Annotated in this window: 9 protein-coding genes; 5 read left to right on the forward strand and 4 right to left on the reverse strand. The window is 68.9% G+C overall.

Features of this window, described 5'->3' with window-relative positions; all coding sequences use genetic code 11:
- Positions 1–2: 2 nt before the first annotated feature.
- Both B0293_RS21455 and B0293_RS21460 read right to left on the reverse strand, forming a co-directional pair.
- Complete coding sequence (locus B0293_RS21455; protein ID WP_005164467.1) at positions 3–647, reverse strand: HD domain-containing protein; 645 nt, start codon at positions 645–647, stop codon at positions 3–5.
- Between the two features lies 1 nt (position 648).
- The gene (locus tag B0293_RS21460; RefSeq protein ID WP_005164468.1) at positions 649–1,455 is read right to left on the reverse strand and encodes a sporulation protein; all 807 of its coding nucleotides are present in this window, start codon (positions 1,453–1,455) and stop codon (positions 649–651) included.
- A 58-nt stretch (positions 1,456–1,513) separates the two neighbouring features.
- Between B0293_RS21460 and B0293_RS21465 the strand changes: the two genes are divergently transcribed.
- Both B0293_RS21465 and B0293_RS21470 read left to right on the forward strand, forming a co-directional pair.
- Entirely contained in the window at positions 1,514–1,756 is a 243-nt protein-coding gene (locus B0293_RS21465; protein WP_005164469.1) for a DUF3039 domain-containing protein, read from the forward strand.
- 123 nt (positions 1,757–1,879) lie between these two features.
- A complete protein-coding gene (locus B0293_RS21470; protein WP_005164471.1) occupies positions 1,880–2,716 on the forward strand; it encodes a hypothetical protein in 837 nt (278 codons plus the stop codon).
- Positions 2,717–3,230: 514 nt separating this feature from the next.
- Here B0293_RS21470 and B0293_RS21475 read toward each other — a convergent pair.
- A complete protein-coding gene (locus B0293_RS21475) occupies positions 3,231–6,368 on the reverse strand; it encodes an efflux RND transporter permease subunit (protein WP_005164473.1) in 3,138 nt (1,045 codons plus the stop codon).
- A gap of 134 nt (positions 6,369–6,502) precedes the next feature.
- The gene (locus tag B0293_RS21480) at positions 6,503–7,627 is read right to left on the reverse strand and encodes a YihY/virulence factor BrkB family protein (protein ID WP_005164475.1); all 1,125 of its coding nucleotides are present in this window, start codon (positions 7,625–7,627) and stop codon (positions 6,503–6,505) included.
- Between the two features lie 264 nt (positions 7,628–7,891).
- Between B0293_RS21480 and B0293_RS21485 the strand changes: the two genes are divergently transcribed.
- From B0293_RS21485 to B0293_RS21495, 3 genes are all read left to right on the forward strand, one after another.
- Positions 7,892–9,646, forward strand: coding sequence for a DEAD/DEAH box helicase (locus tag B0293_RS21485; protein ID WP_005164476.1), 1,755 nt, complete (start codon positions 7,892–7,894; stop codon positions 9,644–9,646).
- A gap of 337 nt (positions 9,647–9,983) precedes the next feature.
- Positions 9,984–11,120: a sugar ABC transporter substrate-binding protein gene (locus B0293_RS21490; protein ID WP_005164480.1), complete on the forward strand. Its 1,137-nt coding sequence runs from the start codon at positions 9,984–9,986 to the stop codon at positions 11,118–11,120.
- A 79-nt stretch (positions 11,121–11,199) separates the two neighbouring features.
- Positions 11,200–11,973, forward strand: coding sequence for an ATP-binding cassette domain-containing protein (locus tag B0293_RS21495; RefSeq protein WP_005164482.1), 774 nt, complete (start codon positions 11,200–11,202; stop codon positions 11,971–11,973).
- Positions 11,974–11,990: the final 17 nt, after the last annotated feature.

An 11,990-nucleotide genomic window follows, 5' to 3' on the forward strand; every position in this document is an offset into this window, starting at 1 on the left:
CATCATCGGTGATCCGGCTCCGCGCCACGCCAGCGGGTCAGTTCGTTCGCCAGGTTCTCGCGCGCCTTGCTCTCCCAGCGTGCCCGCGCGATGTCGCTGCGGTACAGCCTCGGCTGGGCCAGCAGGTTCTCGAGCACGCTCGCGCGGCCCGCTCGCCAGTCCTCGTCGGAGTAGATCGAGTACTCCTCCCGGACGCCCTTCGCGTACTCCGTGTAGCTCTCCGGCGAAGAACCGAGGATCGCGAGGTCGGCGTCGAGCAAGGCGGTGGCGAGGAGGTCGTCGTCCGGGGCGGCGTGGTGGATCGTGCTGAGCACCAGGTCCTCCGCGCGGGTGATCTCGGCCGCCGGCACCCGGGCGTTGGTGAGTTCGTCGCGGGTCCAGGCCGCGCTCGCCTGCTCGTCCTCGCCGGGGCGGGCGTCGTAGACGACGTCGTGCGTCCAGGCGGCGATGGCGACGAGGGCCCGCTCGCGCGAGCTCAGGCCGAACGCGACGGCGAGGGCCCCGCTGTCGCGGGCGACGGCCGTGACGTGCCGCAGATCGTGATAGCGGCGGTGCGGCTGGGCGTAGCGGGTCTGGAGGTCGTCCCACGCGACGGCGGCGATCTGGTGATCGCCACCGAGCCTGGTGATCGCGGTCGGCCAGTCCATCTCAGTCGAAGATTCCGCGCGCTTTGGCCACCTCGTGCAGCCAGCCTTCGAGCTGCGGCTCCCACTTGACCCGGTCCAGCGCGGCGTGGTCGACCTTGAACAGGCCGAGGAACTCCTGCCCGCGCCCGCCGAACCCGCCGCTCTTGGACACCCGGACCCGTTTGGTCACCTCCAGCACGACCTGTGTCTCCGACGGAGAGGACAGGAACGTCACCGCCACGGAGGTGAACGCGGGCGCGAACCGCGGCGAGGGGGTGAAGCGGATCTCCTGGAAGAACGGGAGCTGCTGCGTCGCGCCGTTGATCCGGCCGCGTTCCAGCACGGCCTCGCGGAAGACGAAGCCGATCCGGCTGAAGGCATCCAGAATCCGCTTCTGCGCGGGCAGCGGCTCGATCGCTGCGCCGTCGACGTCGACCGGGTCGGTGACGGAGTTCGCGATGTCGAGGCTGGTCTGAAGGCCTACGGCCATGCCGTTCAGCGGCTTGCCGAACACGCTCGAGATCGGCGTCTCCCAGGGCAGGGCGACCTCGAACGGGATCCGGACCTGCTGGCCCGGCCCGATCCGCTCGCTGCCCGCCAGCTGCTGGGTGCCGAACTCGAGGTCCTCGACGCCGGGTCGGCGCTCGTCCGGGAGGGTGACCCTGGCGAGCAGCTTCACCGAAAGGCCGTTGATCTCTTGATCGACTTCACCGCCGAGCAGCAGGACCTCACCGCGCAGGGGTCTGCCGGGGGAGACCGTGCGGTCGAGCAGCCGGGCGTCGATCTTCGCCCCGCCCGATCCGAATGTCGCGAGCACCTTCTGGAACATGGGCGAGATCCTGCCAGGTCGCCGGTGTGCGCAGGAGGATTTGGGGCATTATGGAGGGGTGAGTACACAGACCCTTCCGAAGCCGGATACCCGTCCCGAGGGCACCGACGGCACCGATGACGACGCGCCGAAGATGTTCCACTACGTGCGCAAGAACAAGATCGCCGAGAGCGCGGTCATGGGCACGCACGTGGTGGCGCTGTGCGGCGAGGTCTTCCCGGTGACGAAGTCGGCGAAGCCCGGTTCGCCGGTCTGCCCGGACTGCAAGAAGATCTACGACGGTCTCAAGCCGGGCGACTGAGCCATGGCCGTCCGGTGTCCGAAACCGGACAAAATCTGAAAATCCTTCACATGGTGGCTGCCCGTCCCGGTATTCGCTGGTAATCAGTACCCGCCAGCGAAACCCCGCCGGGACGGAGCCTTCATGCGTAGAACCGGGATCGTGCTCGCCATCGCCGCGTTGGTCGCGGTGTTCTCACCCGCCGCCGCCCAAGCCGTCACCGGCTGGACCACGGTCGGTTCGGACAACGCCCGCCCGCTCGACGAGGGCCAGGGCCTGGCCACCATCGAGCGGCCGTCCGGGACCGTCTACCGCTATACCGGGATCACCACCGTTCCCGTGGACCTCTCCTCGCAGGGCTGGGGCCACGTCGGCGACCCGGGCTCCGCCCAGGGCTGGTACGTCGAGCCGTACCAGCGTGACGACAGGGGAGAGAAGCTCTTCCGCGTCGAGTCGCCCGACGGGAAATGGGCGAACTACAAGCACGCGCTGGAGTCGTGGGAAGCGAACAACAACTCGTTCGCCGCAGTGACGCCCGACGCGCGCTGGATGGTGGCGGGCGAGTGGGGCACCATGGACCGGCTCCTCGTGCACCCGATGCCCGGCGTCGCGCACACGAACCCGTCGGCGAACCTGCCCTACTCGTCCGCGATCCGGCTCGACAAGCCGGTGCGGGACATCCAGGGCTGCGACTTCGTCACCGCGACGCGCCTGCTGTGCTCGTCCGACGACCCCGAGGGCTCGCTCTTCGGGACGACCAAGCCGCTGCTGCAGGTGGATCTCTCCAGTGCGCTGTCCGGTTCGGACGTCACCGGGCGGGTGACCTCGCTGGGGCAACTCCCACTGAAGAGCACGTGCAGCGGGAACTTCGAGACCGAGGGCATCGACGTCGCCGCCGACGGGACCCTGCGGGTGGTCGTGCTGTCGCCTTCGTGGTGCGTGGCTTTCGACAGCAAGACCTGGCGGTTCCGGAAAGCGTAAGACCCGTGCTCGGAGCCGTGACTCGCGTGTTTGAAGCCGTAACTCGCCCAAGCACGCGAGTCACGGCCCCAATCACGTGACCTGCGCCGGCGGACACGCGTCCGCCCTCGGATCCCCGGCGCGCGCCGGGGCGGGGTGGTCCGTGAGTGGAGATTCGGGTTGGGGCCAACCGTGTCTCAGGTACCTACGGCCGGACCGTTTCGCGTGACGGGAGGGACGACACTCGTGATCAGACGGACGACACTCGTGATCGGCGGGACGGGACCCGGCTGTGCACAGGCGTCGTCCATCCAGCCACACGTGTCGTCCGTCTGATCACACGTGCCGTCCGACCAGTCACGCGAAACCACCGGGTCGGTCCAGTGGTCGTGAGTGAAAAGTGTCGTTAGAACGACCCAAAACACTCACGACACCCGCGCGCTTAGTCGACTGATTGCGGAGCGGCGAAAGGCGCGTCGGGCCCCCACCAGGCCCGGCGCGCCTTCCTCCCACCCCCCCAGGACTCACGAGACCCCTACGCGGTCGGCTCCGGAGTCAGCGTCTCGGAGGACGGCGCTTCCGAAGGGGACCGGCGAGCGTCCTTCTTCGCGCGACGCTTCTCTTTCCGTGTCTCGACCGTCGTGTACAGCGTCGGCACCAGGATCAGCGTCAGCAGGGTCGAGCTGACCAGCCCGCCGATGACCACGATCGCCAGCGGCTGCCCGATGAACCCGCCCTGGCCGGTCAGCCCGAGCGCCATCGGGACCAGCGCGAAGATGGTCGCCGCCGCGGTCATCAGGATCGGCCGCAGCCGCCGCCTGCCGCCCTCGACGACGGCGTCCGCGACGCTCATCCCCGCGGCCCGGTACTGGTTGATCAGGTCGATCAGCACGATCGCGTTGGTCACCACGATGCCGACGAGCATCAGCATCCCGATCAGCGCGGGCAGGCCGAGCGCGGTCCCGGTGGCCAGCAGCAGCCCGATCGCGCCGGTCGCCGCGAACGGGATCGACACCAGCAGGATCAGCGGCTGGAGCAGGCTGCGGAACGTCGCCACCATGATCAGGTACACGATCGCGACCGCGGCCAGCAGCGCGAGGAACAGGTTCCCGAAGGCCTCCTGCTGGTCCTCGCTGACCCCGCCGAGCTTGTACGCCGCGCCGCCGGTGAAGGTCAGCCCGTCCAATTTGGACTGGATGGCCTTCGTGGTGGCGGCCAGGTCCGCGCCGGTGTTCTTGGCGGTGACCGTGGTGCTCAGCTCACCCGAGGTGCGGTGCACTGCGGCCGGGCCGTCCACAGTGGACACGTCCGCGACGGAGTCCAGCCGGACGACGCCGGTCGCGCCCGGGATCGGCAGCGCCTTGACCGCGTCGACCGACACCGGGGCCGAACCCGCCCGCAGCACGATGTCCGTGCGCTGACCGTCCACCGGCAGCTGGGTCACCGTGCGGCCGGCGATGGCCTGGTTCGCGATCTGGCCGATCGTGGTCGCCGAAAGCCCGCTCGCGGCGGCCTTGGCGGCGTCGACCTCGACCTGCACGCGCGGCGCGCCCTGCGCGAGGTCACTGGTCACCTCGGTCAGGTCCGACACCCCGGAGAGGGCCTGGCGGACCTGCTCGGCGGCCGGCTTCAGTGCTGCCTCGTTCGGTGCGGTGACGGTGATCGACACCTGGTCCGAGTTGAACCCGCCCGCTTCGGCGCCGATCTTGACCTCGCCGAGTTCTGGCTTGTCCAGCTTGCCCCGCAAGCGATCCGAGAGCGCGTCGAGGTCGGTGTCCTTGGCGACGGTGACCTGGATGTTGGTCGCCGTCCCGCCACCGCCGAAGAAGTTCCCGCCGCCGATGCTGACCTGGTAGGTCTCGACGGCCGGTTCGGCGGTGAGCGCCTGCTCCACCGCGCCGGCGGCCTTCTCCTTGGCCTCGGGGCTGGTGCCGGGCGGCAGCTTCTGCGAAAGGCTCAGCGTGGTCGAGCCGGACTGGTCGAGGAAGTTGGTGTTCAGCTGCGACGCCAGCCCGACCGTGCCGCCGAAGATGATCAGCGCCAGCAGGACCACGGCCACCCGGCGCCGGGTGGCGAACCGGATCACCGGCACGTACCCGCGCTGCAGCAGCCCGCGCCGCTCCTTGTCCTCGGCCGCCTGCCGGGTGAGCTCGGCCTCGTGCTCGTTCGCGGGGGTCTTCGGCGGCTTGAGGAACCAGTACGCCAGCACCGGCACGATCGTCAGCGAGACCAGCAGCGACGCCAGCAACGCCACGGTGACCGTGATCGCGAACGGGGAGAACAGCTCGCCGACGAACCCGCCCACGAAGGCGATCGGCAGGAACACCGCGACGGTGGTGAGGGTGGACGAGGTCACGGCTCCCGCCACCTCGCGCACGCCGTCGAGGACCGCGCGCTGCTTCTCCTCGCCGTACGCCAGATGTCGTTTGATGTTCTCCAGCACCACGATCGAGTCGTCGACCACCCGCCCGATGGCGATCGTGAGCGCGCCGAGGGTGAGCAGGTTCAGCGACAGATCGCCGGTCCACAACGCCAGCAGCGCCACGACCACCGAGAGCGGGATCGACACCGCCGTCACGAGCGTGGAGCGCAGCGACATCAGGAACAGCAGGATCACCACGACCGCGAACGCCAGCCCCAGCAGTCCTTCGGTGGTCAGGCCGCTGATCGCGTCCTTGACCGGGGTGCCCTGGTCGAACACGACGCTCATCTCGGCGCCGATCTTCTTCGACAGCTCGGGCAGCTTGTCCCGCACCGCTTCCGAGATCGCGACCGCGTTCCCGTTCTCCACCATGGTGATCGACAGGCCGAGGCTCGGTTTGCCGTTGGTGCGCGTGATCGACGTCGCCGGCGCGAACCCGGCCTGGACGTCCGCGACGTCACCGAGCTTCACGGGCTTGGGGGCCTGGGCCCCACGCGCCCCCGAGGTGGCCGACGGCGTCAGATAAAGGTTCTTGATCGTGTCCACTGTGGTCGGTCCGCCGCCGACCTGGACGGTGAGCGTCTTGTCGCCCTCGGTCAGCGTCCCGGCCGGGACCGCGGCACCGGCGGTCTGCAAGGTGGTGGCGATCGACGACGGGTCGACGCCCGCGGCGGCCAGCTTCGCGTAGTCCAGCGCGATGGTGACCCGCGGCTGGCGCGCGCCGGTCACGTCGACGTCGCGGACGCCGTCGATCTTGCGCAGCTCCGGCGCGACCTCCCCGGTCAGCGCGGGCGCGAGCGCCTGCGGGTCGCCGGTGGTCCCGGCGGCGAGCAGCACGACCGGGAGGTCGTCGGTGGACCCCGCCGACACCGTCGGCTCGCTGTTCTGCGGCAGCCGCGCCTTGAGCCCGTCGACGACGCGCTGGATCTGCCCGACGGCCGCGTCGATGTCCGTGCCGAACTCGAACTGGGCGGTGATCCGCGACAGCCCCTCGGCCGACGTCGAGTTCAGCTCTTCGAGACCCTTCAGGCCCTGAAGGCCGCCTTCGAGCGGCTCGGTGACCTGGCTGTCGACCGCGTCCGGTGACGCGCCCGCGTACGGCGTGATGATCTGCGCCTGCGGGAATTGCAGGGACGGGAACAGCTGCTGCTTCAGCTGCGGCAGGGCGAAGGCGCCGAAGCCGATCACCACCAGGGCGAGCAGCCCGATGAGACTTCGGTTGCGCAGGCTCAGTCTGGCCAGCGTGGACATGACGGGATCCCCCAGAAAGACAACTCGGGAACGTGCGGATTACCGCGAGCTTTTCATGGCGGGGGGTGGGCTGGATTCACACCACGGGTGGAATCGGAGTACGACTTCGGGATGAGTTCCTCGACCGAACGGCGTCAACTTCGCCGTTCGGTCACCTGATCGGTCTCGCTCTGCGTTTCTTCGTTCACCGATTGTTCCGACGCGTGTTCCCCGTCACCATCGGGGGAATCGTCGTTCTGCCGGGGACGGCGAAGCGGGACCGTGGTCCGTTCCCACAGTTTGCGTCCCTCTTCGGCACGGATTCGTTCCCCGGCGCGTTCCATTTCCAGCCGTCGCCATTTCCGGCGCTGGCGTTTCGTCGCCTTGGCGGGCCACAGTTCCTGGATCGCGCTGTTGAAGTAGGCACCGCCGACCACCGCGAGCCCGATGAAGAACATCAACAACAGGAACGCGATCGGCGCGGCGAGCGCGCCGTAGGTGTAGCCGGTCTTGGTGATCCAGTTCAGGTAGATCCGCAGCCCGATGCTGGAGAGCAGGAACACGACCATGGCGAGCATCGCGCCCGGCAGCCCGCGGTGCCACGGCAGCCTGCGCGGCAGCGAGAGTTTGTAGAGCGTGGTGAGCGCCAGCACGATCATCACGGCCAGCACGGGGTAGTACAGCGTGCCGACCCAGAGCGACACCGTGTCGCGCCAGTCGGTCGGGAAGAACTGGGGGAGCAGGTCCGGCCCGATCGCGAGCAGCGGCAGCCCGACCACCAGGATGACCAGCCCGGCCAGGTACAGCAGCAGCGCGAAGATCCGCTGCCAGACGTCGTTGCGGACGCCGTACTGGTCGTGCGCCACGGTGATCGCGTCGACGAACGACGACATCGCCGACGAGCCCGCCCAGAGGGAGATCAGGAAGCCGACGGAGACGATCTCGCCCTTGCCGACGAACAGGATGCTGTTGACCGTCGGCTCGATGATGTCGTGGACGGCGTTGTCGCTGAAGATCGTCTTGCTGAAGGTGATGATCCGGTCGTGGACCGCGGTCACGACCTCCTGGCCGAACCAGTCGCCGACGAAACCGAGGCAGCCGAGGAGACCCAGCAGCAGCGGCGGCAAGGACAGCGTCTGCCAGAACGCGGCTTCGGCGGCCTCAGAGAAGATGTTGCCTTCCCAGGCCTTGTTGAGCGTGCGGCTGAGCAGGCGCAACGGACCTCTGCGGGCCTTCGCGACCTCGGCGGCCGCTTCGGGACGGCCGTTCTCCTCGCTCATGCAGCTCCTCCGCCGGCGCCGAGCGCCCTTGACGGTGTCCAGCATGGTCCATGCTGCGGCATTCGGCTCGTCACCCCTGGATTTTCGGGTGAGTAACCCGACAACGGGGGTGGCGCTTCAGGCGTTCCACGGGCCCGGCAGGTAGGCTCCCCGGAGTGCCCTCACCTCAGGCGCCGGCGTCGCGGCCGGATACCCAAGTGGGGGTTTTCGCTTGTAGCAAGGCGATTGACCAGGGGTTTTCGGTGAAGGAGGTGGGGAACCGGCATGTCGGAAACGGTTGAACGCGGTCGAGGCGAGCTTGGCGCGCCTCCTGCGGCGAAGGACAGCACCGCCCGGCCGCTGCGTGCCTGGCAGCGGCGAGCGCTGACGAAGTACCTGACGAAGAAACCGCAGGACTTCCTGGCCGTCGCGACGCCGGGCGCGGGCAAGACGGTGTTCGGTCTCCGGATCGCCGCCGAGCTGCTGAGCGACCGGACCATCGAGAAGATCACCATCGTCGCGCCGACGGAGCACCTGAAGCACCAGTGGGCCGCCTCGGCGGCGGCCGCGGGCATCGCGATCGACTCGAACTTCCGCAACGGCGCCGGTGCCACCTCGCGCGACTACCAAGGTGTCGCGGTGACCTACGCGCAGGTCGCGGCGCATCCGACGCTGCACCGCGTACGCACCGAGAACCGCAAGACGCTGGTCATCCTCGACGAGATCCACCACGGCGGTGACGCGAAGTCCTGGGGCGACGCGGTCCGCGAGGCGTTCACGCCCGCCGTCCGCCGTCTCGCGCTGACCGGGACGCCGTTCCGCAGCGACGACTCGCAGATCCCGTTCGTCACCTACGAGCCCGACGGTTCGGGCTTCCAGCGCAGCAAGGCCGACCATTCGTACGGCTACGCCGACGCGCTCGCCGACGGCGTGGTCCGGCCCGTCGTCTTCCTCGCCTACTCCGGTGAGGCCTCCTGGCGCACGAGCGCGGGGGAGGAGTTCACCGCGCGGCTCGGCGAGCCGCTGACCGCCGAGCAGAACGCGCGGGCCTGGCGCACCGCGCTCGACCCGGCGGGCGAGTGGATCCCTTCGGTGCTTCAGGCGGCGGACACGCGTCTCGCGCAGCTTCGCGCCAACGGCATCCCGGACGCCGGCGGCCTGGTGATCGCCACCGACCAGGAGTCCGCGCGCGCCTACGCCAAGATCCTGGAGCGCCTCTCCGGCCAGAACCCGACGGTCGTCCTCTCCGACGACCCCAAGGCGTCCGGGCGGATCAAGGAGTTCTCGGATTCGACCGACCGCTGGCTGGTCGCGGTCCGGATGGTGTCCGAGGGCGTCGACGTCCCGCGCCTGGCCGTCGGCGTCTACGCCACGAGCGCCTCGACCCCGCTGTTCTTCGCGCAGGCCATCGGCCGGTACGTGCGTTCGCGCAAACCCGGCGAGACGGCCTCGGTCTTCCTGCCGAGCGTGCCGGTGCTGCTGGAACTGGCCAGTGAGCTGGAGGCGCAGCGCGACCACGTCCTCGGCAAGCCGCATCGCGAGAAGGACGGCTGGGACGACGAACTCCTCGCCCAGGCCAACCGCACCGAGGACGAGCCGGGCGAGGAGGAGAAGGCGTTCACCTCGCTGGGTGCCTCCGCCGAGCTCGACCAGGTCATCTACGACGGCAACTCCTTCGGCACCGCGGTGTTCTCCGGTTCCGACGAGGAGCAGGAGTACCTCGGCCTGCCGGGGTTGCTCGAACCGGACCAGGTCCGCGCCCTGCTGCGGAAGCGGCAGGAGGAGCAGCTCTCCGACGAGAAGCGGCGCAAGCCCAAGGCCGAGGAGGCGGCGCCGGTCGCGCGCCCGCAGTCGGTCAGCGAGCGGCTCGGCGCCCTGCGCAAGGAGCTCAACGCGCTGGTGGGCGTGATCCATCACCGCACCAGGAAGCCGCACGGCGCGATCCACAACGAACTGCGCCGGGTCTGTGGCGGCCCGCCGACCGCGATGGCGTCGGTGGAACAGCTCGAAGAGCGGATCGTCACCCTGCGTTCCTGGTAGCCGCCCCGGCTCCCCCGTGACCCAAGTACATGAAGGCCCCCTTCGTTGCGTCTAGCGCAAGGAAGGGGGCCTTCATGTACTTGCAGGTGACAGGTCCGAGAGCCCAAAGCGGTCACGCTGAGTGAGTGGTGGCGGTCACACCGTCAGCGGACCTAGACTTCGTACGTCTTGCTACGGCCACGTTGCCAAACCGTGTCCATTTGATGAGGCTTAATCGATTCAGCCGTCTTCCGCGAAACCCGTTCGGCGGCATATGTTGTCGCCCACAACATATGCGCGATGGTGCGACCGGTCCGCCTGGATCGCCGCCCGCGAGCAAGATCCGGAAGGAACGAGGATGCGCAGCAGAACCCTTACCCTCCTCGCCGCGACGGTGGGCGCCGGCCTGGTGCTCTCCGCCTGCGGCGCCAACACCGCCGACTCGGGCAACAGCGGCAACTCCTCGCAGTCCGCGCCCGCCCCGGGTGGTGCCGCCGCCGGTGGCAAGGTCGGTGTCATCCTGCCGGAGACCGCCACCTCCGCGCGCTGGGAGTCCTTCGACAAGCCGTTCCTGACCAAGGCGCTCAAGGACGCGGGCTTCGACGCCGACGTCCAGAACGCCCAGGGCGACGTCCAGAAGTTCACCACGCTGGCCGACGGCATGATCGCGCAGAACGTCAAGGTCCTGATCATCGCCGCCATCAACGGCGAGGTCGGCGCGGCGGTCGCCCGCAAGGCGCAGGCCGCGGGCATCCCGACGATCGACTACGACCGCCTGAACCTCGGCGGCAGCTCCGACTACTACGTCTCGTTCGACAACGAGAAGGTCGGCCAGCTCCAGGGCCAGGGCCTCGCGGACGCGCTGAAGGACAAGAAGGGCGCCGAGGTCGTCATGATCGAGGGTGCCCCGACCGACAACAACGCGACGCTGTTCGCGAACGGCCAGAAGTCCGTCCTGCAGCCGAAGTTCGCCAGCAACGACCTGAAGCTCGTGCGCGAGCAGGCGATCGACAACTGGGACAACCAGAAGGGCGGTCAGACCTTCGAGCAGATCCTGACCGACAACAAGGGCAAGGTCGACGGCGTCGTCGCCGCGAACGACGGTCTCGCCGGCGCGGTCATCACCGTGCTGAAGAAGAACGGTCTCAACGGCAAGGTCCCGGTCACCGGCCAGGACGCCACCGCGGACGGCCTCATGGCGATCCTGCGCGGCGACCAGTACATGACGGTCTTCAAGCCGATCAAGGAAGAGGCCGAGGCCGCGGCGAAGCTGGCCGTCCTGCTGGCCAAGGGCGACAAGGCGGGCGCCGACGCGCTGGCCACCGGCAAGGCGAAGGACCCGAAGGGCAACCGCGAGGTCAAGTCCGTGCTCCTCGAGCCGAAGCTGACCACCAAGGACGGCGTCAAGGAGGTCGTGACGCAGGGCTACGTCAAGGCGGCCGAGATCTGCGGCGGCGACCTGGCCGCGGCGTGCACGCAGCTCGGTATCTCCTGACCCGTCAACCCCAGACCACCGGGCCGGGGCGCACTCGGACACAGCGCGCCCCGGCCCGGTATCCAGCCGGGAGAACCCCATGAGTGAACCCATCCTCGAACTGAAGCAGCTGAACAAGAGCTTCGGGCCGGTCCACGTCCTCCACGACGTGGACTTCAACGTGCGGGCCGGTGAGGTCACCGCGCTGGTCGGCGACAACGGTGCCGGCAAGTCCACTTTGGTCAAGTCGATCGCCGGCATCCACGGCTACGACTCGGGAACCGTGACGTTCCAGGGCAAGCAGGTGAACATCCACGGTCCGCGCGACGCCGCGGACCTGGGGATCGAGGTCGTCTACCAGGACCTCGCCCTCGCCGAGAACCTCGACATCGTGCAGAACATGTTCCTCGGCCGGGAACGTGGCAGCAAATGGCTGCTCGACGAGGCCAGCATGGAGAAGGCGGCCCGCGAGACGCTCGCGTCGCTTTCGGTCCGCACCGTGAAGTCCGTCCGTACGCCCGTTTCGGCGCTCTCGGGTGGGCAGCGGCAGACCGTCGCGATCGCCAAATCCGTGCTGTGGGACTCGAAGGTGGTCCTGCTCGACGAACCGACCGCCGCGCTCGGCGTCGCGCAGACCCGTCAGGTGCTCGACCTCGTCCGCCGCCTCGCGGAACAGGGCCTCGGTGTGGTGCTGATCAGCCACAACATGGCCGACGTCTTCGAGGTCGCCGACCGGATCGCGGTGCTCTACCTCGGCCGTCTCGTCGCCGAGGTGCACACCAAGGACGTCACCCACGGCCAGGTCGTGGAACTGATCACCGCCGGCCGCTCCGGCGACCTCGGCCTTGCCCGCCCCGAAGCCGCCGTCCTCTAGTACGAGGCGAGAAAGAA

Source organism: Amycolatopsis azurea DSM 43854 (genome assembly GCF_001995215.1).
Taxonomy (GTDB): domain Bacteria; phylum Actinomycetota; class Actinomycetes; order Mycobacteriales; family Pseudonocardiaceae; genus Amycolatopsis; species Amycolatopsis azurea.

Bases quoted from the DNA above. Each gene is read 5' to 3' on its own strand.
- B0293_RS21455 (WP_005164467.1), bottom strand. From the start codon at position 647: ATGGACTGGCCGACCGCGATCACCAGGCTCGGTGGCGATCACCAGATC.
- B0293_RS21460 (WP_005164468.1), bottom strand. From the start codon at position 1,455: ATGTTCCAGAAGGTGCTCGCGACATTCGGATCGGGCGGGGCGAAGATC.
- B0293_RS21470 (WP_005164471.1), top strand. From the start codon at position 1,880: ATGCGTAGAACCGGGATCGTGCTCGCCATCGCCGCGTTGGTCGCGGTG.
- B0293_RS21475 (WP_005164473.1), bottom strand. From the start codon at position 6,368: ATGTCCACGCTGGCCAGACTGAGCCTGCGCAACCGAAGTCTCATCGGG.
- B0293_RS21480 (WP_005164475.1), bottom strand. From the start codon at position 7,627: ATGAGCGAGGAGAACGGCCGTCCCGAAGCGGCCGCCGAGGTCGCGAAG.
- B0293_RS21485 (WP_005164476.1), top strand. From the start codon at position 7,892: ATGTCGGAAACGGTTGAACGCGGTCGAGGCGAGCTTGGCGCGCCTCCT.
- B0293_RS21490 (WP_005164480.1), top strand. From the start codon at position 9,984: ATGCGCAGCAGAACCCTTACCCTCCTCGCCGCGACGGTGGGCGCCGGC.
- B0293_RS21495 (WP_005164482.1), top strand. From the start codon at position 11,200: ATGAGTGAACCCATCCTCGAACTGAAGCAGCTGAACAAGAGCTTCGGG.